The sequence below is a fragment of the Microbacterium paraoxydans genome, assembly GCF_020524545.1.
Taxonomy (GTDB): domain Bacteria; phylum Actinomycetota; class Actinomycetes; order Actinomycetales; family Microbacteriaceae; genus Microbacterium; species Microbacterium paraoxydans_C.
On record NZ_JAIVLG010000002.1, the window covers coordinates 41,027 to 64,470 of the forward strand.

Genomic DNA, 23,444 nt, shown 5'->3' on the forward strand with positions numbered 1-23,444 from the left:
GGTTCCCCCCCGAGGGGGCGGTCCAACATGCCCGCGACAACGCGGGCGTACGCAACCACCCTGCCAGAAAGCGGCGCTCACGGTCGTCGTCCGGTGTTGCTCCGCTCAGGCGGAGCTTCGGCGGGCGGAGACACGATTGCACCGATCGGCGACGACGGTACGGTTGCAGGAGCGGTCGACGATCCGCGGAAGAGGGCGTATGTCACACGAAGCCGACGGCGGGGAGAGCGGGGAAGAGCCCCGGCAGGATGCGCGTTCCGCTGTGGACGGCGAGGCGTTGCGGGAGCGCGTCTACGCGACGTTCACCGGGCTGGCGATCGTGCTCGTGCAGAGCAGCAGCGTCGACCACATCAGTCCCGTGCGTGCGATCGTCACCCTCGCCGTCGGCATCCTCGCCATTGCCGCCGCCGGTTTCGCGGCTCAGCTGGTCGCAGAGGTCGCGACCACTTCGCGATTCCCCGACAGGGAGGAGTTCCGAAGGATGTTCCGAGTGTCGGGCAGCGCTATCGCCTCGGCGGCGGTACCGGTCCTGGTGCTCGTTCTCGCCGCCTTCGGCATCATCGACCTGGGCCTCGCTCTCGGTCTCGCCTCGGTCGTCTACGTCCTCATTCTCGGACTCGTCGGATACATCGCCGTCCGGCGCACGCGTGCGCCCTGGTGGCAGCAGCTGGTGGCCCTCGGCGCCCTGGTCGCGTTGGGTGTGGCGGTCATCGTGATCCAGCAGATCGCGCACGGACACTGAGTCCGGCGCGCCTCAACGGGAGCGGAGCTTCTCGGCGAGGTCGCGCAGCGTGCGCAGCTCCTCGTCGTCGAGGCGCGACATGCGCTCGGCGATCGAACGTCCGTGCACGGTCGCGAGCGCGCGGAACGCCCTGGCTCCTTCATCCGTGGCGCGGATCAGGGCGCCGCGGCCATCATCGGGATCGGAGCACTTCGCCACGAGGCCGCGAGCGACCATGCGGTCGACCAGGCGAGAGACGCTCGGCTGACTGATCAGCATGTTCGAGGTGATGTCACGCAACCGTGCGGTCATCTCGGGTGCGCGGGTGACGGTCAGCAGCACGTCGTACTCGGCCTGCGCGAGATCGCTGTGCTCGAAGTCGGCCAGCATCCCCGTGAACAGTTCGTGCTGCGCGCGGAACAGGCTCTCCCAGGCCTCCAGGGCGAGCTTGCGATCGGTCATCCTCACAGGATAGTGCGAACAGTAAAGGGCCGGTCGGAGAGGCTCCCGACCGGCCCTTGTCCCTTGCACCAAGAGTGTCCTGCAATCACATGCGGTGAGTGCCACAGCAAACATTCACCGTGTGATCACTGTATAACGGCGAGATAACGAATGCAACGGTTTGATCACGGAATCTTCGGTGCATCCGGCACTGTCCCATCTCGCGGAAGTTGTCACTTTCTCACGTTGAATCGGCCTGACTTTCGTTCCTATCGGGAGGCTTGTCCGGCAGGTGCCGGTTGGCCTGATTCTTGGTCAGCGTAATACGCCGTTTCGACCTCGACGGGGGTGCGCATGTCGAGCTCGCCGTGGAGCCGCTGGTTGTTCCACCACCACACCCACTCGAGCGTCGCGAGCTCGACCTGCTCGACCTTCCGCCAGGGGCCGCGCTGACGGATGAGCTCGGTCTTGTAGAGGTTGTTCACTGCCTCCGCCATCGCGTTGTCGAACGAGTCGCCGACGGTTCCGGTGGAGGGGACGGCGCCGAGTTCGACGATCCGGTCGGTGTAGACCATCGCGGTGTAGTTCGACCCGTGGTCGGCGTGATGAATGAGCCCATCAAGGCGGCCGCCGACGTTCCAGGCGGCCATGTCGAGCGCCCGCATCGGGAGGATCTCTGACCGCAGCGTCGATGCGACGTTCCAGCCGACGATGCGGCGCGAGTAGACGTCGGTGACGAACGCGACGTAGGCGAAACCACTCCAGGTCGCGACGTAGGTGACGTCGCAGACCCAGAGCCGGCGCGGCGCCGGTGCCGTGAAGCGGCGGTTCACGAGATCACTGGGCAGGACGGTCGTCTTGTCGGAGCGCGTAGTGAATACCCGCTTCGACTTCCGGACGCCGCGCACCCCAGCGAGGCGCATGAGGCGTTCGGTCTGGTCGCGACCGATCTGCCAGCCTTGCCGGCGTATGAGGGCGTGCATCTTTCGGCGCCCGTAGACGCCGTAGTTCTCCGCATGCAGCCGTGCAACCTCCGGGACGAGGAGCTCGTCGCGCAGTTGCCGGGCCGACGGCGCGCGACCGACTGCAGCGCGATAGCCGCGCGCGGTGAGAAAGCCCTGCACTGCCGGTCGGAGGACCCGGCAGATGAGCTCGACCCCGAAACGATCCCGGTGTTCGCTTATAAACCGGATCATCTCGGTCAGGGACGGTCGACCTCCTTCGCGAAAAACACGCTCGCAGCCTTGAGGATCTCATTCGCCTTCCGCAGCTCCGAGACCTCCTTCTGTAGCCGCTTGATCTCAGCCGCAGCATCCGTGGTCAACCCCGGCTTCACGCCAGCATCGACCTCCGCCTGGCGTTGCCACAACCGCAACGTCTCCGGGCTCATCCCCAACAGCCCCGCCACATGCCGCGCGGCACTCATCAACGTCGGGTGCGACGGCCGCGTCTCCGCGAGCATCCGCAACGCCCGCTCACGCATCTCCGGCGAGTACTTCCTGTTCATCGTGTTCCATCCTTGCTTGAAGAACGGAACGAAAGTCAGGCCGATTCATGATGGCGGGCGTGCGGAGCTTGCACGGACAATACTCGGGGCAGTCGTGGATGGCAGATGCGGGATGCACCGGAAGTGCGGGCGGACGAGTTCCGACACTGCCTCGCGGAGCTCGCGGGAATCGACGTCGCGCCACAGGCTCCCGTGATCACGCTCGAGCCGTACGCCGCGCTCGACTCGAGTGCCCGAGGGGGTGACGACAGCGCATCACTTCCTGAGGATCTTCTCGAGGCGTGGAAAGCCACATCTCGCTCATGTCGTTGAGTCCCTGATCGACGACTGGAGTCCCGCGAGCGTCGAGGGCTTCATGACCGTGCCGAAGGACGATGTGATTCATCGAGGCAAGCGGCAGTCACCCGTCGAATGGTTGCTTCGCGGAGCCAGCCCTGGCCGCATCGTCAGGATCCTCGAAGGTGAGCGGTGGCGTTGATCAGCACGGGCGCTGCTTCACATCACTCTCTGCGAGTCGATATCAAACCACACGCCTTGTGAATCCAGTGATTGGGTCGAGCGGCCAATCTACGGCGAACACGCGATTGAAGCTGATCACCATCGGGGATTCCGGTTGTTCATCCGCGGCGGCCATCAGGACGATCTCCCCAGGGTTTGGTTCGTGTGCGGAGCGCGCGACTTTGATGGACCTTGCCACGTCGCCGAGCTCAGCTCTCTGGTCACGGGGCATGTCTCGGGCGGCGAGGAGCTCAGCTCGCAACGCATCAGCGCGGGGTGTCTGCGGAATCGCGCGCAGCGCAACGCAGCTGGCCAGATATGCAGTCTTGACCGCTGCGATGTGCGAACGGGTTGTGTCGACAACCTCGTAGCTCATCTCGAACCCCTGTTCTCCTAAGATCTGAGAGACCGCCGGGTCGTGTTTCCCATGTTGGAAGAGAACAAAACCACCGGATGCGTTCTCGCGTAGTAGGTACTCGCCGACGCTGCGGCGGCCGGGAACGGACTTGCCTGACAGTCGTACTTTCCCGATCGTGTTCTCATACCAATTGCGTAGGTGCGGCTCGTACTTGCTGCCGAACTCGTTGTTGCATGTTTCGCAGCTCATCGTGACCACGCTGCCGCCAACCGAGTGGGGAGGCACATGCTCCCGGCTTCGCGGCTCCGGCGCGAGGCAGATCGGGCAAACACCGAAGTCGACAAATTCGAACGCGACAGGGAGTGCCTGAAACTTCCGCTCTGTCCCCACTGGCCGAGGCATACGCACCTCGAGCGTCGACCCATCCTCTAGCCGAAGAACGGCTTCGCTGACCTCAGGGACACCCCGACCATTCGCGCGTCCGGTGACGCTTTCGATTACCCCGCGTACATGACGCCGGCCGAGCGATTCGTTCACGGGTCAGACTGTACTCGCAGCCTCGGACAGTTCTGAAACGTCCGAGGTGATGCCGCGCGCGATGACGAGGGCGTGCGAAGGCGCCGCCGAGGAAACCCGACAGATCTTGCGAGGAAGATCGACCCCAGATCCGCATCTCTCTGGTCCCATAGTGGTTGAGCACAAAAGTGCAGGTCGCTGCTGTCGCCGCTCACATACGCCGAGGCCCGATGATCCGAATCGCAACGACGCACTCGTCCGCCCATGAGCTGATCGGCATCGGGGCGCTCAGATCGCCGAAGCGGACAGTAACTGCGAGGTGGCCGGCGTGTCGGAGGCGTGTGGTTCGATGAGGCATGGCATCGAAGTCGAAGCGTTTGAAGGCGCGTGCGAAGAGGCGGCGGCATTTGCCTCACGGGGACGCTGCAGCGCCGTCGGATCCTTATGTGGATTTTGTGATGCAGTCCTCGGATACGGTGCAGTCGCTGTTTGCTGAGCTCAGTGCTGAGGGCGATTTCGCGGCGAACGTGAGTACCAGGTTCGCTGACCGTGTAAGTGAGCTTGCGGCAATGGGTTCGCGTTTCACGCCGGCGAGGATCGCAGAAACCGCCAGGCTGGCGTACTTCCCCTTATCTCAGGCAGGGCAGGTTGTCGCGAGCCCGGACGGCGGCGCGTGGCAGGTCGAGTTGCTCGTGCTGTTGGCGATCGCGGGTCGCAGTACGGATGAAGTGGATGTTCCACCTGCTGAGCCGAATGAGATGAGCGGGGTGGTGCAGGACGCCTGGCCGATTCTGGAAGAGATCACGAACCTGGGCTGGTTCCGGACGCTGGTCGCCGCTGGCCCGGACGCACCACTGGGGTGGCTATCGCTCAGTGTGCAGGGGTCAGAGGTCGCGATGCGCAACTCCTCGTACGCAGACGTGTCGCAGGCGACGGCGGTCGAGCTGCTTGATAGCAACCGGGGGGTTCGCGTTGCGCTGGAGAAGGGTCTGGGGTTCAGTGCCGCTGAGGCGCTGAGTGTCCTGAATGCCTGTCATTCGATTCAAGCCCGCAAGCTAAACAAGCGGGGGCAGCAATTCGCTAGATCCCTGTCAGAGCCTGCGGGCGCGCCCGGCGACGATGTCGCATCGATGACCAAGCAGGCTGTGACTGTGCTGATGTCGATGTTTGAACCGTCTGCAGATGACTGCACGGTCGGCATCGATGAGCTTTTCGCGGAGACTTGCCTCCCAATGGAGCGTGTCGAACGGGTGGTCGCCTTCTTCACTCTTGATGCGTCCGGGATGACGGCGTTGGAGGCCGCAGAGAAGTTCGTTCAGGGGGACAATCCGTGGCGGCGTCGCCCGTTGCTATCAGGCGATGCGGGTCGGGTGATGCTGCTACACGACGGACACACAGCACCGGCGTTGAGGGAGAGGCTTGAGGACTACCTGAAAACGCAGAAGGCCGAATGGGACGCGTATGCGAAGCACCGCGGAGAGGTCCTGGAGGAGCGGGTGCTTCGCGCGGTGAAGATGATTCTTCCGACGGCGACCTACCGGAACGGGTTCGAGTTCTTCGTCCCTGCAACGGAGGCAGAGAAGGCGACTCGTTCGGTTGATGCGTATACCAAGCGGGTGGAGTGCGATCATCTGGTTCTTATCGATGACGTGGCCTTCGTCATCGAGGACAAGGCGGTTGCATTCAGTGCCCTGTCACGGGGAGGGAAGAGATCGCGCCAGCTTGGTGATTTGCGGCGCATCATCACGAGCGCAGCGAATCAGGCGGGGCGGGTGCGTTCAGGGATCGTCGATGACGGCGGGCTACGCATCGAGGGAGAGGGATGGGTGGATCTCACTCATATTCGCGAGATTCACACGATTGCTGTCAGCCTTGACGACATCCCGGCCGTGTTCACGGCGACCGCGGATCTCCTTGAGGCCGGGCTCATCGATCTGGAGAACGTCCCCTGGACGGTCTCGCTGCACGATCTCGAGCTGATCGCGGAGCTGGTGGACCGGCCTGCAGAGTTCCTCCTTTATTTGCGGCGCAGGCGCGACCCGATGACGACGATGATGTTCATGGCGCCTGACGAACTCGACCTGTTTCTCTACTTCTACGAAGCAGGATTGTGGGTGGCGCCCGACCCAGCCTTGGTCAAGGATGCGTTTCCATTCATGCCGGACCCCACCACGGGTGAGCTGCGTCGCTTCCGGCAGCAGGTACCGGCGTTCATCACGAGCCGGACGGATGCGCTCGATCAGTGGCATCTCACCCGCGATGCCAGCCCGCGTGCACCGAAGCCGTCGATGCCGACGACGAGCATCGTTGACCTTATCGACGAGCTGCACGACCGACAGAGCTTCGGCTGGCTAAGTGTCGGGGCGACACTGCTTTCCGGAAACGAGGCGGCGCAAGAGAAGTTCGCGCGGCATGCAAAGGACCTGCTCAATAACCCTGACCCGGAAGGTCGCGGACGTAGCCTGACCGTACCGGTCACCGGAAGTGTTAACGTCGAGGAAGGCTGGGTGCTGGTATGGGCGGTCAAGCCCGCCGGAATCTCCTTGGCGGCTTGGGAGACGCACATCCGGAACTACATGAAGGCCAAGGGCCACCAACTGAACATCCCGCGGGTGGCCGCATTCGCCTATGACGAGGTGAGCCGCGAGTTGATCGCTCTTTACTACGAAGGGGAGACCGAGACGCTGAATCCGTCGGCGGCAGCGTCGCTTCAGCGGCTGCGCCCCGCGTCCGCTCTGCAATCGCTACTTCCGCCGGCTGCGAAGAATCGAAACCGGTCGCCCCGCCCACGCTGAGTCGCGCGGCCAGGTCTGCTAACTGGTGCACAGCGCTTCGGGACATCCGATCGACGGTGCGGCGTGAAGGCCTTGTTGAGCGCGCAAGGTGACGCAGCCCGATCGAACGACGCAACACTGCGGAGACGACCTCGACGGAGGAGATCTCATGGTGTCCCGTATCGCTGTGCTTGGCGACTGTCCAGTTCCCGCAGGCGCCCGGTAGGAACGAACCTGGGATCGAGTCAGTCGATGGTTTCATCGTTAAGGTGGTGCTCAGCCGTGCGGCGGTCTCGGCCCCGTCCGCTGTCGGCGCTGGTCGCGGACGCGCCAGCAAAGGGTCGATAGGCTCACGGGAGGAGGGTTGGGATTGGATCAGAGCTTCTCGCCGAAGAATTTGCGCAGGATCTGGGACTTGGAAGCGCGGCGTGGGCGCGACCGCCTAAGTCTCTACCCTGACGTTCGCCGCGCCTACGATCTGGCGCGTGACTCGCGCCATCGTGCTCGGGCAGCGCGAAAGGGAACGGTGCCGTACATCGGGCCACCTGAGCTGGCTCCGGAATCCGTTGCCCGTGCAGACCGTCAGGCCGCCGAGGACTTGCTGGAAGCATCACTGGCTGCAACTAGCGAGATACTTACTGGAAGCGTCGAGTCCGGCGCGTTCGCGTGGGGTTTGGACCGCGGCCATTTGATTGGTGGGAAGCGTCAGACCTACTCGATCGCGGAGACCCCCGAGGCATTCTTCGCGGATAAGCACCTTCAACGCGTCGTCGGATCAACGCTTCTGAGCCGCCCGCGAGGACGTCAATCGATCGTCGCGGGACTGATTCGAACGATCGATAACAACGTACCGAAGATCGTCGTTAGGGCTGATGTCAAGGACTTCTACGACAGCATCGATCATCGACGGCTCCGTTCTCACCTCGACACAACAGCGCTAAGTCCATCGTGCCGGCGGCTGATCGACAGGTTGCTATCCGAGATGGAGACCCTCACCGGGAACGCAAGAGGCCTCCCCGCAGGGGTGGGTCTGAGCGCGAAGCTAGCCGAGCTGTACATAGCTCAAGCTGATCGCGCTCTGCGGGACACTCGCGGCACACTTTATTTCGCGCGCTACGTTGACGACATCGTCTTGGTGCGCGCGGAGGAAAGTGAGGGCGCGGTGGCACCGGGCGCTGTGATTGCGGAGATCGAAACTGAGCTTCAGCGACTCGGTCTTGCTCTGAACCCGGCGAAGACCTTGCATCGGGAACTTGTCGACAACTCGCTCGGGAAAATCGAGTTCCTGGGTTATGAGATCGAGTATCGAGGCAGGGGTGGCCCGGTGGTGAGGCTCACCGATGATCGCTACAAGACCATCCGGACTCGCGTCGACAGGACCTTCTCCGCGTGGGATCGCGCCAATCCTGCCAACCACGGACGGCGAAGCCTCCTCATCGACAGGCTTCGCTTTCTGACGGCGAATACTCGCCTTTCTCACAACAAGCGGAACGCGCTAGTTGGGATCTACTTCTCGAATCCGCACCTAACCGATCTGAAGTCTCTCGCCGGGTTGGACCGCTATCTTCAGCACCGAGCCTCGCAGTCTCCGTTGCCTCCCGGCCTCGATCGGAAGATCGCGGCCCTGTCTTTCACTGATGGATTCAGTCGGCGAACGATTCACCGATGGTCCATGCAGCGCATGACTCGACTGAAGGGGGCATGGCGTGCCTAAGCGTCGGCAATCTCTTCGGAAGCACCCTGCGCGGGTGGTGCTGAGCGACGTTCTGCCCTACGAACTCCCGCCGTCATTCAGTAACCGTGGCCTGTACGACTTTCTTCGTGATGCTGATGTGCGCCTCGGAACCGAAACGGTCCATGCGAGGCTGCTCGACGAGACATCAGAAGTGATCCTCGGAGTTATTCTCGGCAGGGCAGTCTCCTTCCCTGCGGGGACCACTTCTAGAACGCGCACTGCTCTCAATCTCCCTGCGGACCAGGGGGCGGTCTCCACGATCCCTTTCCAGTACACGGTCCGTCATCGGAAGAATGACTACCGCACACTGACGGTGCCGCACCCTATGGCGCAGTTGGACATCGCGCACTTCTACGAGAGGTTCGAGGATCTCATCCTCTACCACACATCCAAAAGCCGGTTCTCCCTAAGGCGGCCGGCGCGAGTCGCGCCATACGTCGTCGTGAGGGACTCGCTCTTCGCCTATCAACGGCGAACACACGACAGCATCGAACACGACGACCACGAGTACGAATGGCTGCGCTCGTACTTCACGTACCAGCGATACTCGAATGTCTACAAGTTCTATGACTCCTCCGAGTACCGATCCTGTGAGCGCCGGTTTGGATATCTCGTCAAGGTTGATGTTGCGAAGTGTTTCGACAGTATCTACACCCATTCGATTGCATGGGCGGCCCACGGTCACGATGTAGTGAAGGCCAATCTTGGCCCGCATCTCGATCGCACGTTCGGTGGCGCCTTCGACAAGCTCATGCAACGACTGAACCACAGTGAGACGAGCGGCATCACGATCGGTTCTGAAGTATCGCGGCTGTTCGCAGAGGTCATTCTTCAAGCGGTAGATCTCGAGCTTGCGGAGCAGCTTGACCGACTGGGAATGAAGTTCGGTGAGGACTACGAGGTACTGCGTTACGTTGATGACTACTTCATTTTCCTCGCGGACGAAAGTAGACGTCCGTTCGTGGTCGAGGCGTTGTCTAGGAGCTTGCGCAAGTACAAACTGCATTTGAACGCCTCGAAGGAGGAGGGAGAGCTCACGCCGTGGCTGTCGCCACTGACTATCGCAAAGAAGCGAGCTCGCCAGCTCATACGGGAAGCGACCAAGCCGCGCGATCGAGACCGCGGTGGTGTCGCCGTGAGTCGCCCATACGTCGATGCGGGCGATCTGATCGTGGGGTACAAGGCGATTCTGCTGGACACCGGCGTCAGTCACTTCGAGTTAGCAAACTATGCCCTAGCGCGAGTCGAGCGCTCGTTCGAGAAGATCCTGCGCAGATCAGGAGAGGACCTAGGCAGTGTCGAGCTCTCCAGCCAACAACTGACTAAGCACCATCGCGCGATCACCTCAAGTCTGCTCGCGTTGACGGACTTCGTATTCTTCGTCTACTCCGGCGCTCCCCGAATGAGCCCTGCCGTCAAGGTGGCTCGAGTTTGTAGCACGTTGCTCCGATATGCACGTTCGGAGGGCGTGCCTGCTCATGATCGCGAGCGGGTCGAGATGCGCGTCCGCGACGAGCTGATGCAGCAACTTCGGCGGTCGAAGGGATCGATGAGCCCTGATGCGGTGACAGCGACACTCATCGACTGCGTCTCGGACTTGGGCGCGAACTACGCGATCCGAGAGGGTGAACTCGCAGATCTCTGCGGATTCACCAGATCAGGAGGCAAGCTCCGTGAGCCGTCGACGATGAATGTGTTGCTACTGTTCAGTCTCCTATTGCATATGAAACGCTCGAAGGCCTACCCGGAGCTACGCCAAGCGTGCGAAAGATGGATCCTCCAGATGCAGGAGCGGTCACTGATCGACGGGGAGCTCTCGCTGCTCAACCTGAATGTGCTCACCTGCCCGTTTGTTCCTCGATCCATCCGGGAGGAGATCTGCGCACGATACGCTGTGACGGTTACTGCGGCGGCAACAGCGGATCGTCTAGTCGCGAAATCTCGACGATGGAACGTTGACTGGGAGTCCTTCGATCTTTACGCCGCGCTCGAGCGGAAGCGAATGCTCGAGGTATATTGACTGGGCGCCCAGGCTCGCCCGACTTGTTCGAGCACACACACCAGCGCAGAGCGTGACGCCTGGAGAATCGCCGGAGGTGGTGGGCCGTCCTAGGGCGGCCCACCACCTCGAACCCAGCTCAGAGCGGCCGGTGGGTAGTCCTATTGCGAGCCAGTGGCTTGGAGGTTCCTGCAGCCTGTGCACAAGACCGGGTTTTCAGCTCCTCGTATGCTTCTAAAGCGCTAGCCTTCCAGCTTGGGCCTGATCGCGTCGGGAGCCTCATCCAACCGGTCCAGCATCTTCTTCGGATCCTTTACGACCTCATCGTCGAGCCGGTTCGATGCGATGTCCTTGGAGTTCACAACGCGGGCTCGCGCGTGCATTTCGCCATTCTCGTCCTGCCATTGCACGTACTGCAGAGGCTCGGAATCGAAGGAGAAGGACTTCAGGTGCTTGGTCTTGTCCGCCAGGTTGGCGATAGACCCGGCGTGAGTTGCGGTGTTGTCAGCCTGAAACTTCTCAGTCGTCGCACCTTCAACCAGGCCGACGAGTTGTGTGGCCGCGACACGAACCTTCCTCTTGTCGGCGACCGCCTTAGTCCACTGTTTGAACTTCACCCATGCCGAACCTGGCTCAGCCCCAGTGATCTCGACCCGTCGTACGCCTAGACCCCGCATGAACTCGCGATAGGCTGCGATCACGTTGAGGACTTCGGCAGCGTCCGATGACGCGATGTACATGCGCCCTTCCACGACGCGAAGAGTGTTCTCATGGGTCGGCGCGGGCACTTTCGCGCGTGCTGCGCCACCTGCGTCTCGACGCCTCCGGAAGCTGAACCGATGCCCACTTAGCTCTTGAGCCGCGGGGTTGACCTTGATCAGCTCCCCGTTGATCCGGACGTAGAACTGTCCATTGCGACGAATGAGCTGACGCCCTCACTCGCTTCCTTGGCGATACGCGCTCTGTGGTGGTCATCGGAGGTGTTGTCAGTCACAAGAGCACTGTATCGACATGGTCGCTAGATTGACTTCATGCATCCCACCCCTTCGCCCGACCCGTTGCTGATCCAAGTAGTGGGTGGAGGCGACGGAGCGCCGTGGTGGGGCGTGCCGGTGATCGCTGGGGTCTTTCTGATCGTCGGCGGGTTCCTTTCGTACTTGTGGACGCGATCTAACGACAAGCGACGAGGCGACCGAGAGCGCAACGACGCCCTCACCGAGGAACTTGTGGAACTGACTGCCGAGTTCGTCGCGCTCGGTAGCAAATTCAGCACGCTGGCTGAGAAAAGCCTAGTCACACCCTTGGATGAGTTCTTACCCGAGCTAGTCCATCAGAGCACGGAGCTCATCGGGCAACACTCAGTCCTCTTCAACCGCGCTCGTCTAGTAATGCCTCAGAGCATCCAACTGGCTGTGCAGAAGTACTCAGCGGCCTGTATCTCTCTGACGTTCCCACCCTTCGGGGAATCAAGCATGACTCCCCGAATGAACAATTACGTGCAGTCTGAACAAGACCTCGTCAACGCACTGCGGCGTCTACGCGGCCTGACGGATCTCGCAACGACTGGCGGCATCGATACACAAGAGAAGCGCATCGCCTTCGCGGACCGCGTTACGGATCAGCTCGTCAAAACGATGAACGACAACGGCATCGAGATTGTAGATGGCGAGAAGAAGCCGACAGAGCCTCCGACCGTCTCATGACACAAGAAGAGCGCCCCTCTCGGAGCGCTCCCGGGCGCTTCGCTGACGAGTTACCCCACAGACCCGTATTCGCGTTCGGTGCCGATAAGTGACCCTCGTGACTAGCATCCTGAAGAGATCGCGGCCAGCCGTTTGTACAACTCATCAGCGAGATCGACCAGTTGTCTCCGGAGCGACTGGGCAGCGTCATTCCCGCATCACCAAGGCTGACCCTTGAGATTGTTGACGACGGTATGGTGCGGTCGTTGCCGAGATGGCGAACCAAGTTGTTGGCCCACAGTCTGCAGGTCTTGCAGGAACCTACGCCCCGGGACCTGCTTTCGATCGCGTGAATCCTTCTGCGATATGCGGACCTCAGCGACGACCAGGCGGCGGAAGTCGCAGCCGGCATTCGAAAGGCTCTGGATGCCGAGTCTGTTGCTTCTCGTGCTACAGCCCTTGCTCTGCAAGAGCATGTTCCTGACACTGCGGATGAGATGCAGCTCGGTCTGCGAGCCGAAGACGCTCGCGCGCGTGTTGAGGGCCCCTATCTCGAAGCCCTGTGTCGTCAGGAGTCATATGAGTCGGCGGCTCGTTACGGATGCCGATGAGGGGTGACTGGGATGCGCGTGCCACGGGGCGAACTGCGCATCGGGGACAGCTTTCGTCGCAAGATCGACTACGGGCTCGCGCACTCGTCATTCGGAGTGGTCATCTTATCGAAGTCATTTATTGCGAAGGGATGGCCCCAGTATGAGCTCGACGGGATCGTCGGTTTGTCCGTGGCCGGGAAGCAGCGCATGCTGCCGATCTGGCACGAGATCTCCAAGGACGAAGTCGAGGCCAACTCTCCGTCTCTCGCTGACAAGATCGCTCGGACGACGGTGGTGAGTACGATCGCTGAGATCGCGGACGAGGTCGTCGCCGTAGTTCGCGATGCAGATGCTGCCTAACCCAATAGACGGCCGCGTCCAACGCGCTGGCTTCTCGTGCATCAGCGAGGGCGCCCTGGGTGGCGTGAATGCGACAGCCCTGCGAGACAGCTGAAGGTTCTGACAACTTCAATGAGACTAGATCTCCGATTTGCGGACTTCGGAATCCGCAGGATTGCAAGGGGTCCCTGTCTCATTTCCGGTCAACTCTCGTGAGATCGGACAGGCACACCCTGTCCGTGTGCTGGGCTCGGTGGTCGCGCCACAGGAACGGCGGCCCAAAATGAACCTCTCGAGGTCTCGTGCGATCGGACGATGGGCATCACTGGGCGGGCGGCTTCCGAAGCCGTCAGGTGAGTCGCTCGCGGTCAACGAGGTGAGCGGCGAGCCGCTCGATGGTGCGCGTGAGCTCGGCCGGTTCGATGACTGTCACCGGAGCGGTGATTGCTATCTCGGCAACAGTCATCGCGAGCCGGCCGAGGTCTTCGCCGCGGATTCTGACTATGCAGCGTTCGGCCTGCGCCTCTTTCACGGTGTGATCGGCCCACTGGAGCACGCCCTCGACATCGGCCAAGGGCGAATGAACGACGAGTGTCGCGTCGTGATCGCGTCGTGTGTCGCCGATCGAGCTCGCGACGAAGTCCGCCGCATCTCCACCTGGAATCGTGCGGGGCGTGAAGTGGCTGCCTACCGGCCGCGGCTCCCGGATCCGGTCCAGTCGAAACGTTCTCCAATCATGCTGGTCTCCGTCCCATGCGACGAGATACCACCGTCGCCCGGCTGTGACAAGCCGGTGCGCCTCGACGCGCCGACCGCTGCTCTCGCCGTCATTTCGCCGGTAGTCGAAACGCACATGCTCATGGTCACGACAGGCTGCGGCGAACACGCTCAGCGACTCCGGGTGGATGATGTCGTCATCGACTGCCCGCCGCAGTGAGGCGACGCTCGAATGCAGCGCTGACACGCGGCGGCGGAGCCGGTAGGGCAGGAGCGCTTCGATCTTCGCCAGCGCCCGCAGCGACGTCTCCTCGATCCCGCTGACGGCGGCTTCAGCCGCATGGCGCAATCCGATCGACACCGCGACGGCCTCCTCGTCGTCGAGGATCAATGGAGGCAGGTGCGCTCCCGCCGCGAGCCGGTAGCCGCCGTACCTCCCCGAGATGGAATCGACCGGATAGCCGAGTTCGCGCAGGCGGTCAAGGTCTCGGCGCACCGTTCGTTCGGTCACTCCGAGCCGCGCTGCAAGTTCGGCGCAGGGCCAGAAGCTATGGGTCTGCAGAAGCGACAGCAGTTGCAGCGCTCTGCTGGTGGAATCAGTTCGCATGAGCTCAGGCTGCCGAGGATCTAGGACATTCCGTGTCCAGGATGCTCCATACGGTCCGAGTAGCCGCCGATCCAGTCCTGCGATCGGTGCCGAACTCGAAGGAGCATCCGTGAACCCGTCCGATTTCCCCGACCCCATCCTCATCCCCGTCAACGGCATTGAACTCGAAGTCTTTGAGGTCGGGCGAGAGAATGCCGAGAACCCCATCGTGCTGTGCCACGGATGGCCCGGGCACGCCTCCGTGTGGCGGAATCAGGTGTCGGCCCTCGTCGCTGCGGGCTATCACGTCATCGTCCCGAACCAGCGTGGTTATGGCAATTCCTCGCGGCCGACTGACGTGGCGGCCTACGATATCGAACATCTCTCGGGCGACCTTGTCGCACTTCTCGATCACTACGGATACGACAGGGCGATCTTCGTCGGGCACGATTGGGGTGCGAGCGTCGTCTGGGGGCTGACCCTGTTGCACCCGGACCGTGTGGACAAGGTGATCAATCTGAGCCTGCCCTATCAGGAGCGCGGAGAGACTCCGTGGATCGAGCTCATGGAGGCCGTGCTCGGCAGTGACTTCTACTTCGTCCACTTCAATCGACAGCCCGGTGTCGCGGATGCCGTGTTCGATGAGAACACGTTCCGGTTCCTTCGCAACCTGTACCGGAAGAACGAACCCCCTCGGCAGCCTCAGCCGGGGATGGAGTTCATCGATCTCGCCCGGGCGGAGACGCCACTCGGTGAGCCCGTCATGAGCGACGACGAGCTCGCCGTTCTCGTCTCCGCTTTCGAAACCTCGGGATTCACAGGCGGGGTGAATTGGTACAGGAACCTCGACCGCAACTGGCACCTGCTCGCCGACGTGGACCCGATCATCCACCAGCCTGCACTCATGATCTATGCCGACAGGGACATGGTTCAGAAGTCGGCGACGCTCGCGGACTTCGTGCCGAACGTGGACGTCGTCAGCCTCGACTGCGGGCACTGGATCCAGCAGGAAAGGCCCACCGAGCTCAACGAGGCAATCTTGAGCTGGCTACGACGGCAGGACGCAACGCCCGAAGACTAATCCACGCGCGGAGGGCGGAGTACGAGAGATCTTCGGTTTCTCACTTTCAGGAAATCCCCGATGAGGTCGGACACACGCCCGGTCGGTATGCTGCGGATGTCGTCCCGACTCTGATGGAGGCCCCGTGGCACCTCGCGATCGTCCTGCTCCTGCATCTCTCTACTACGACGACGTCGTGGCCGCCCTTCCGCGACTGGAGGGGCGGACCGTGGCGATCACCGGGTCGACGAGCGGCACCGGCGCCGTCCTCGCCCGCACGGCCGGTCGCCTGGGCGCCCGAGTCGTTCTCCTCAACCGGCCGTCGAGGCGCGCGGAGGCCTCCGTGGACTCCCTGCGCGGCGAGGGCATCGATGCGACGCAGGTGGACTGCGATCTGCAGTCGTTCGCGAGCGTTCGCTCCGCGGCGCCCGTGGTCCTGGACGCTGCCCCCTCGGGCATCGACGTGCTGTGCAACAACGCGGGTGTCATGGGGCTCCCAGACCGCGCGACCGTCGACGGATGCGATGTGCAGATGCAGACCAACCATCTCTCGCACTTCCTGCTGACCTCTCTCCTCTGGTCGGGTCTCCGACGCGCCGCGGCGGAGCGTGGCGACGCGCGGATCGTGAATCACTCGAGCGGCGCCCGCCGCGGCGCGGCGCTCCAGGCCCGGTACCTCGAGCGCAACGGCGGCGACCTGGGGGGCGACGGCTTTCCCGGACTCGGCAAGTGGCGGCGCTATCAGCAGTCCAAGCTCGCCAACCTGCTCTTCAGCTATGCACTGTCCGACCGGGTGCCCGCGGACGACCGCGCGCGCGGCATCAAGGTGCTGGCCGCCCACCCGGGCCCGACGAACTCGGGCCTGCAGTCCAAGACCGCGAACGACGGCGGGACACGTCTGCTTGACCGTTACATCCTGGAACGTACCCTCAAGGTCGCCCACTCCGTCGAGGACGGCGCTCTCGGCATCATCCGCGCATCCTTCGACGCGAGCGCCGAAGACGGCCAGTTCTACGGGCCGGCAGGCAACGGCGCTCCCGGGCCTGCCGTGCTGCTTCCCGCCGAGCGCGCCCCCGAGTCGGAGAGACTCCTGTGGAACGTGAGCCTCGCGACGACAGGTCTTGTCGAGTACTTCACCGACTGACCAGCTGCAGAACGGCTTGTTGCGGGAGCGAGGATCTGGCGCGCAATCGAGATACCCACAGCGTTCGAAGAAGCTTCGCGAGTTCTGCGTCACGTTTCGGTCTCGCCGGCGTCATGTTGGCATGGGCCCTCACTCCCTCACTCCCCAGTTGAGGACCCGTGCCCGTGGGGACGGGCAGCGGTAGCCGCCAGCTGCGGCCCGCAGATGGTCGGGGTCGACTTCTCCCCGTCGGCCCCGACCATCATCGTCGACCGCCGCACTGACCGATGAGCGAGGCGAGAGCTTGGGTCTTGTGTCCAGCATCGGCACCAAGAGTGCGGATGCCAGCCTGACTTCTTCGACGGCGCAAGACCTCCCTACCCTGCAGCCGCAAAAAAACTTTGCCGAGTCGCGTCACGAACGCTTGCCGCGCGTATCCGGTAGGCGAAGAGGTCACTGGGGCGACATACCCACGTGTGCCATAGGGGGCCGGTTGGCCCATGTCAGGGAGGGAGACGTTCAGGTGGCTGAACGCAACAAAACACAGCGAGTGCTGTCGATCATGGGGGTGACGGCACTCGGCCTGGGCGCAGTGATGAGCGCAGGCACGGCCGCATATGCGGCCCCGCAGGACTACGGGAACATCGATCCGGATCGCACGGGTTCGCTCACCGTCCACAAGTTCCTGCACCAGGACGGCGACGTCGAGGGAGACATCTCCACAGCACCTGCCGACGGTGACTTCAGCGACCCGGTCGCGGATGTCGTGTTCACCGCGTACCCGCTGCTCGAGGGTGGGTCGCCGCTCGACCTGACCGTGCCGGAGAACTGGGATGGGTTGAGCGACCTCACTCCGGGAGCGGCCTGCACTGCCCCCGCTGGATATACGCTGGGTGCGCCGCTGGAGCTTCCGGCGACGGATGCGCAGGGCGCGGCGACCATCGATCTCTCGATTGGCGTGTACCAGGTCTGTGAGACGTCTGCGCCGGCGAGCATCGTTGATCGCGCGACGCCGTTCATCCTCGCGGTGCCCATGCCCTACGAAGACGGCTGGGTCTACGACGTTCACGCCTACCCGAAGAACGGCGAAGGCGCGATCGAGAAGACGGTCGACCCGCAGCAGGACACCGGACTCGGAGCGGTAGTTCGCTTTCCCGTGACGGTTCCAGTTCCTACGATGCAGCAGGAGTGGACCGGCTTCGCCATCCGTGACACGCTGGATGACCGACTCGAGCCCATCGCCGCTGGTGACGTCGAGGTCACTGTCGATGGTTCGCCGCTCGACTCGTCGTTCTACGAGGTCACCGTCGACGGCCAGCAGGTCACGATGGACTTCACTGCGGCGGGTATCGCGTGGTTGAACACGGGACCCAACGCACAGGTCGGCGCCGAGATTCAGGTCGTGTTCGCGGGCACCGTCGTCGAGGTCGGCGATGGCGTGATCGCGAATGAGGCTGAGCTGTGGACCAACAACCCCGGTTTCGACCCGGATGGGCAGCCGCCGCTGCCCTCGAACGAGGTCAACATCTACTGGGGCGAGCTGGAGGTTCAGAAGCGCAGCGCTGGGACCACCGGCTCCGAGGGGCTGCTCAACGGTGCGACCTTCGAGGTGTACAACGCAGCAGACCCGTACGCGGCTGACTGCACGTCTGCGGAGGCGGCCGGGAACCCCGTGTCCGTCAACGGCGAGACCGAGTTCACGTCGACCGGAACCGGTGTCATCACGATCGCCGGCCTCTTCGTGAGCGACAGCGTGAACCCCGTCATCGACGCGCCGCAGCGCTGCTACGTCCTCAAGGAGATCGCGGCTCCGGCCGGATACGTCCTGCCGGCCGACCCGTTCACCTCGGTGACGGTCTTGATCGGTGAGACCACCACCGCCGACAACATCGAGATCGAGAACACCCAGCAGGAGGTGCCGCCGCTGCCGCTTACGGGCGCGAACGGCCAGATGATCCTGATCACGGCTGGTGTAGGTGCGCTCGTCGTCGCGATCGGGCTGCTTCTGATGAAGCACCGCCGCCGCACGACCGTCGAACAGTAAGACAGCGATCGTTCCGGGCTGGGACGGCACACGCCTTCCCAGCCCGGAACGTCGCCGAATGCAGACCAAGAGGGGAGATCGCGATGCTGTCAGTGGACGCGCCGAGCGTGGATGTGCCGACCGTCGGCACCGCCCTTCGCGCTGATCGTCGTCAGCAGAAGGGTAGGCGCTGGAAGCCCGGCGGACTCACGGTCGTCATCGCGGTACTCGCCCTGGGCGGGCTCGGCGCCGGTCTGTATCCAATGACTGCGGCTTGGATCACGTCGTACAACCAGTCGAAGGTCCTCGTCAGCTACGAGTCGGCGATCGCGCACGTGGATCCGAGCGCGGACGTACAGCTACGACAGGCCCGGGAATACAACGACGCGCTGAGTGCAGGTGTCGTGTTGGGAGAAAACGCCAACATCCCTGTCGGAGACGGCACACTCTCGGACGACACTCTTGATTACGCCTCGATTCTCCGTGCGAGCGAGGACGGACTGATGGCGCGGGTGAAGATCCCGCGTATTGATGTGGACCTGCCGGTGTACCACGGCACCAGCAATGCGGTGCTCGATCGTGGCGCTGGCCACCTCGAAGGTTCTCACCTGCCGGTCGGCGGCATGGGAACGCGGTCAGTCATCACGGCTCACCGAGGTCTGGCGAACGCGACGATGTTCACCGATCTCGACCGGGTCGAGGTGGGTGACACCATTGTGGTCGAGACTTTTGGGCGCGTGCTGACCTACCGGGTCAGGGAGACCAAGGTCATCGAACCGGAGGCGACGGATACGCTCCGCGCCGAGCCCGGTGAAGACTTGGTGACTCTGATCACCTGCACACCGCTGGGCATCAACACGCACCGGATCCTCGTGACGGGGGAGCGAGTCACGCCGACTCCGGAGAGCGACGTCACCGCGGCCGGTCACGCACCGGTGATCCCGGGCTTTCCCTGGTGGGCGGTACTGGGCGGAGGTGGCCTCGTGTTGATCTCCGCGTACCTGATCCGTCAGGGATTCGTGGATTCGCGCGCACGTGCTGCTCTTGGAAACACAGACACAACGAAGGACGAGTCTCGCATCGATGACGTGCGAGACCAGGGGGAAACGCAATGAAGGATCACACCATAGGGGGAGCTATGCGGGAGAGAGTTGCACCCGGGAACCGGCGTCAGCGCCGTACACCCGGCGTGGCGTGGGCGCGCAAGGCAGGAGCCACGCTGGCTGCCTTGGCCGTCATGGGAAGCGGCGGTCTGGTTCACGGTGACGTCGCGCAGGCGGCCACCGTGTACGAGATCGAAGGACAGTGGCAGGCGCCCGTGCCCGCAGCTGTCGTGTCCGGCGATACAGTCGTTTCCGAGTGGCGCTTCAACATCAATGACGACAGCCCGGCCCCGACGAATGATCCGGTCGACAACGTCACGGTGACCTTCACGACTCAGAACGCCATGTTCACCGAGTTGCCGTCGACGTGCTTGACTGAGGGTGTCGATCCGGTTTCGGAGATTTCTGCGGACGGCCGGACCCTCGTCTGCAACCTCGGTACGCGAGACCAGGGCACCGCGGAACTCATGCTCACCGGCATGGAGGCTGAGGGGCTGACCGGTGATGCGATCACGATCTCCGGGTCGATCGGGGGGGCCAGTGCTGACCTCGATGAGGTCCCTATCATCAACACGTTCGCGATGGACATGAAGTTCGATGAGGGCGCGCCGACGACTGAGCGCGCGGACCCGTATCAGAACCTGTCCTTCCCCTGGTCACTCCGACACTCCCGGGGAGCCGCCGCCGGCCCCGCGTCTGTCAGCTACGATCTTCGCTTCACATCGACGGGGCCTGACACCATCATCCCGCAGGCGACAGGCTGCACCGCGCAGGATCTCGTGCAGCCAGGCCACCCGTACTCGGGTGCAGGGTACGCGGCCGAGCAGACTGCACCCTTTCCTGCGACCTGCACCCTGATCTCGACCGGTACGAACCGGATGCGTCTGACCCTCACGGGGATCGACTATTCCAAGACCCTTGCCCCACGCCTTGACTCGACGGGGACGGCGCTGCCCAGTGCGTGGGACGTCGTGGCCTCCGGTCTCGTGAACGTCCGTTTCGTCTACGACAGCGGGAACACCGTCACGATGACCGCGACCAGTCTCCAGTCGTACACGTCGGCGTCGGGCGAGGTATCAACGGACGACGACACGAACAACGTCAACAGCAGATCGAGCACGCGAGGGGTATGGTCGGGCGGCTGGAACCTGAGCCTGCAGTCGCCGCCGGTGGAGGGCACGGCATGGACGGACACATTTCGAACGATGGCAGGGCAACCCGCGCTCGCCGGCTCCGGCGTCCGTCCGCCGAACCTTGGCGCGACCACCAGCACCCAGGTATGTACGGTCGTAGACTCACGCTACGTTGATGTAGTCGAGGCCACGATGGGGACGATTTCGGAAGGGGTCGTCACGCCGTATGCCGGTATCCAGTACAGGTACTACACGGGAAACGGTGTCGCGAATAGCCTGAACCCGTCGCACGCGAACTACAATCCCAATGACTTCCAGTGCGACGGGACCACGGGGTGGTCGGCGACGAAGCCCGCCGACATGAGTACGGTGCGCGCGATCAAGGCCATCATCTCGCCAGCCGCGGGCGCGAACATTGCCGAGAGCGTGGCCCGCAACTACATAGAAACCCGGATCAAAGACGGAGTCGCCGTCGGGCAGGATATCTGGACATGGACCTCGTACTCATTGAACGGGGGATCGACCTGGTTCAACCCCACCCGCTCCATGGACCCGGGGGACGCGCCTGCGTTCGGCGTGTTGACCCCGAACTCTCGCTATCCGTTCACGGCAGGGGGGCGCGATGTGCTTCGCATCATCGCCGCGGTGCCGACGATCCAGAAGGTCGTCGATCAGCGTGAGACGATCCCCGGGGCAACGGTCAACTACACGTTGACGTACCGGGCAGAAGCTCCCACGGACGCGACCATCGACGAGATGTCCGTACAAGACGTTCTTCCCGATGGTATGGAGTACGTCGTCGGCAGCGCATCGCCAGCACCGACCTCGGTGAGTGGACAGACGATCGACTGGGTCGTGACGAGCGTTCCGACCAACACAGATCAGGTGATCACGTTCTCGGCACGCGTTCCTGCCGATGCGGACGCGGGCGAGTCGTTCGACAACACCGCGACTGCCACGGTGGCGGGGGCAACCGCAGAGGCGAGCGCGTCCACTTTGATCCGTGACGGCGGGTACACGATGCTGACCAAGACCGCTGCGGAGGCCAAGGTGCCGCACGACAACGGGACCGCCGAGGACTCCTGGACCGTGCGGATCTCCTCCCGTGATACGCGCCCGCAGACGTTCACCGACACCGTCGATGTACTCCCGTACAACGGAGACGGCCGCGGCACAAGCTTCACGGGTCAGTACGTGCTGAGTGCACCGGTCGACGCCGTGGCAGGGGCGACGGTGTATTACACGACCGCCGATCCCGGCACGCTCGTGGACGACCCGGCGGACCCGTCCAACGGGTCTGCTGGGGACGTGGCGGGTAACACCGTCGGCTGGTCGACGACGTTCGACGAGAACGCCACCGCTGTCCGTGTGATCGGCCCCGCGCTGGCGCCGTCCGCGTCCCAGGAGTTCACGATCGCGGTTGTCACCACCGGTGCGACGTTCGAAGACGTCTACGTCAACCGAGCCGAGGCACGGTCAGACCGCACTGAACTGGTCATGCGTACCTCGAGCCGCTTCGAGATCGGTGCGGTTAACTCGGTCACCTTGAAGAAGTACGTGCAGGATTCGGAGGGTGAGTGGCGCGACGCCAACGATGTCGACGACTATCCGCAGTTCCACACCGGTGCGACGCTCGCCTACCGCCTGGTGGTGACCAACACGGGCGACCAGACGCTGCAGGACCTCCTCGTCACGGATGACCGCGTCGAGCTGGCCGCGCTGGACCCGCTTCCGGTCGGTCTCGCCGCTGGGGCGACGATTCCTGAGCTGCTGCCTGGGGCAGACAACGCCGTGACGATCGACTACCAGGTAGACCTCACCGAGCGGCCGGAAGGCGCGTACCTCGTGAACACGGCGTGCGTCGCGCCAGAGGACACAACAGCTCCGGAGCCAGGCGCGCCCGCCCCGGTGGAGGAAGCATGCGACCCGGCCGGTATCGAGGTCTTGCCTTCGAGCCTGACGTGGGAGAAGGTGAGCGTCGAGAACGGTACGCGTCTCGAGGGCGCAGAGTGGGAGCTCACACCGGTCGACGGAGCTGACGCGCCCACTGGCGACCCGATCGCAGTCGTCGACTGTGTCGCTTCGGAGGCGTCCGACTGCACTGGCGAGGATGTGAACCCTGCAGCGGGTCTGATCACGGTCGACCCGCTCGACGATGGCCGCTACCGCCTGGTCGAGACGCGGGCTCCCGCGGGCTATCAACTCGACTCGACGCCACGCTTCATCGACGTCCAGGGTGAGACGGTGTTGTCGGAGGCGATCGAGAACGAACTCTTTGAGGGGCCTTCGATTCCGCTCACGGGTGGCCTCGGAAGCCTGGGATTCTGGGTCGGCTCGGGGGCGCTCATCATGCTCATGACCGCCGGGCTGCTATGGCAGCGCAGGCGTCGCGTCCTGAGCTGAGCAACGTCGCCGCATGACGGTGCAGGCTCCCTCCGCTGCTACACGCAGCGGAGGGAGCCTCTCCGCGGGCTAGACCTGTATTCCAATATGCTCAAAATGAAGATCGGGCCAGGGCTGTATCTTCCTGGTCATC

Annotated in this window: 16 protein-coding genes; 11 read left to right on the forward strand and 5 right to left on the reverse strand. The window is 63.3% G+C overall.

Going from position 1 to position 23,444, the window contains the following annotated elements; all coding sequences use genetic code 11:
* Nucleotides 1-199: 199 nt before the first annotated feature.
* Complete coding sequence (locus LC041_RS04905) at nt 200-742, forward strand: hypothetical protein (protein ID WP_226531840.1); 543 nt, start codon at nt 200-202, stop codon at nt 740-742.
* 12 nt (nt 743-754) lie between these two features.
* Here the strand turns inward: LC041_RS04905 and LC041_RS04910 are convergent, their stop codons facing one another.
* The 3 genes from LC041_RS04910 to LC041_RS04920 form a co-directional block, all read right to left on the reverse strand.
* On the reverse strand, nt 755-1,183 hold the full coding sequence (locus LC041_RS04910) for a MarR family winged helix-turn-helix transcriptional regulator (RefSeq protein ID WP_226531841.1): 429 nt from the start codon (nt 1,181-1,183) through the stop codon (nt 755-757).
* Between the two features lie 248 nt (nt 1,184-1,431).
* Nucleotides 1,432-2,669 (reverse strand): IS3 family transposase gene (locus LC041_RS04915; RefSeq protein ID WP_374197653.1). Its coding sequence is split into 2 segments (ribosomal slippage): nt 1,432-2,384 and nt 2,384-2,669, totalling 1,239 coding nucleotides; the frame shifts between segments, so codons are not numbered across the junction.
* 520 nt (nt 2,670-3,189) lie between these two features.
* Nucleotides 3,190-4,062 carry an HNH endonuclease gene (locus tag LC041_RS04920; RefSeq protein ID WP_226531843.1) on the reverse strand — a complete coding sequence of 291 codons (873 nt, stop codon included), beginning with the start codon at nt 4,060-4,062 and terminating at the stop codon, nt 3,190-3,192.
* 335 nt (nt 4,063-4,397) lie between these two features.
* Between LC041_RS04920 and LC041_RS04925 the strand changes: the two genes are divergently transcribed.
* The 3 genes from LC041_RS04925 to drt3b all read left to right on the forward strand — a co-directional run bounded on the left by LC041_RS04925 (nt 4,398) and on the right by drt3b (nt 10,570).
* Complete coding sequence (locus LC041_RS04925; protein WP_226531844.1) at nt 4,398-6,836, forward strand: hypothetical protein; 2,439 nt, start codon at nt 4,398-4,400, stop codon at nt 6,834-6,836.
* Nucleotides 6,837-7,185: 349 nt separating this feature from the next.
* A complete protein-coding gene (drt3a, locus tag LC041_RS04930) occupies nt 7,186-8,529 on the forward strand; it encodes an antiviral reverse transcriptase Drt3a (RefSeq protein WP_226531845.1) in 1,344 nt (447 codons plus the stop codon).
* Between the two features lie 34 nt (nt 8,530-8,563).
* Nucleotides 8,564-10,570: an antiviral reverse transcriptase Drt3b gene (gene drt3b / locus LC041_RS04935; protein WP_226531846.1), complete on the forward strand. Its 2,007-nt coding sequence runs from the start codon at nt 8,564-8,566 to the stop codon at nt 10,568-10,570.
* Between the two features lie 221 nt (nt 10,571-10,791).
* Here the strand turns inward: drt3b and LC041_RS04940 are convergent, their stop codons facing one another.
* Complete coding sequence (locus tag LC041_RS04940; protein ID WP_226531847.1) at nt 10,792-11,337, reverse strand: hypothetical protein; 546 nt, start codon at nt 11,335-11,337, stop codon at nt 10,792-10,794.
* Nucleotides 11,338-11,580: 243 nt separating this feature from the next.
* On the opposite strand from LC041_RS04940, the gene LC041_RS04945 reads away from it, so the two are divergent.
* Nucleotides 11,581-12,252: a hypothetical protein gene (locus LC041_RS04945; RefSeq protein ID WP_226531848.1), complete on the forward strand. Its 672-nt coding sequence runs from the start codon at nt 11,581-11,583 to the stop codon at nt 12,250-12,252.
* 602 nt (nt 12,253-12,854) lie between these two features.
* Nucleotides 12,855-13,184, forward strand: coding sequence for a toll/interleukin-1 receptor domain-containing protein (locus LC041_RS04950; RefSeq protein WP_226531849.1), 330 nt, complete (start codon nt 12,855-12,857; stop codon nt 13,182-13,184).
* Nucleotides 13,185-13,512: 328 nt separating this feature from the next.
* Here LC041_RS04950 and LC041_RS04955 read toward each other — a convergent pair whose 3' ends face one another.
* The gene (locus LC041_RS04955) at nt 13,513-14,487 is read right to left on the reverse strand and encodes a helix-turn-helix transcriptional regulator (RefSeq protein WP_226531850.1); all 975 of its coding nucleotides are present in this window, start codon (nt 14,485-14,487) and stop codon (nt 13,513-13,515) included.
* 109 nt (nt 14,488-14,596) lie between these two features.
* Between LC041_RS04955 and LC041_RS04960 the strand changes: the two genes are divergently transcribed.
* The 5 genes from LC041_RS04960 to LC041_RS04980 all read left to right on the forward strand — a co-directional run bounded on the left by LC041_RS04960 (nt 14,597) and on the right by LC041_RS04980 (nt 23,311).
* Complete coding sequence (locus LC041_RS04960) at nt 14,597-15,547, forward strand: alpha/beta fold hydrolase (protein ID WP_226531851.1); 951 nt, start codon at nt 14,597-14,599, stop codon at nt 15,545-15,547.
* A gap of 124 nt (nt 15,548-15,671) precedes the next feature.
* Nucleotides 15,672-16,670, forward strand: coding sequence for an SDR family NAD(P)-dependent oxidoreductase (locus tag LC041_RS04965; protein WP_226531852.1), 999 nt, complete (start codon nt 15,672-15,674; stop codon nt 16,668-16,670).
* Between the two features lie 502 nt (nt 16,671-17,172).
* A complete protein-coding gene (locus LC041_RS04970; RefSeq protein WP_226531853.1) occupies nt 17,173-18,693 on the forward strand; it encodes a SpaH/EbpB family LPXTG-anchored major pilin in 1,521 nt (506 codons plus the stop codon).
* A 107-nt stretch (nt 18,694-18,800) separates the two neighbouring features.
* Nucleotides 18,801-19,787 (forward strand): class C sortase, encoded by a 987-nt coding sequence (locus LC041_RS04975; protein ID WP_226531854.1) that lies wholly within the window; start codon nt 18,801-18,803, stop codon nt 19,785-19,787.
* Between the two features lie 23 nt (nt 19,788-19,810).
* Entirely contained in the window at nt 19,811-23,311 is a 3,501-nt protein-coding gene (locus LC041_RS04980) for a SpaA isopeptide-forming pilin-related protein (protein WP_226531855.1), read from the forward strand.
* The last annotated feature ends 133 nt before the right edge of the window (nt 23,312-23,444 follow it).

Bases quoted from the DNA above. Each gene is read 5' to 3' on its own strand.
- LC041_RS04905 (WP_226531840.1), top strand. From the start codon at position 200: ATGTCACACGAAGCCGACGGCGGGGAGAGCGGGGAAGAGCCCCGGCAG.
- LC041_RS04910 (WP_226531841.1), bottom strand. From the start codon at position 1,183: ATGACCGATCGCAAGCTCGCCCTGGAGGCCTGGGAGAGCCTGTTCCGC.
- LC041_RS04925 (WP_226531844.1), top strand. From the start codon at position 4,398: ATGGCATCGAAGTCGAAGCGTTTGAAGGCGCGTGCGAAGAGGCGGCGG.
- LC041_RS04945 (WP_226531848.1), top strand. From the start codon at position 11,581: ATGCATCCCACCCCTTCGCCCGACCCGTTGCTGATCCAAGTAGTGGGT.
- LC041_RS04950 (WP_226531849.1), top strand. From the start codon at position 12,855: ATGCGCGTGCCACGGGGCGAACTGCGCATCGGGGACAGCTTTCGTCGC.
- LC041_RS04955 (WP_226531850.1), bottom strand. From the start codon at position 14,487: ATGCGAACTGATTCCACCAGCAGAGCGCTGCAACTGCTGTCGCTTCTG.
- LC041_RS04980 (WP_226531855.1), top strand. From the start codon at position 19,811: ATGCGGGAGAGAGTTGCACCCGGGAACCGGCGTCAGCGCCGTACACCC.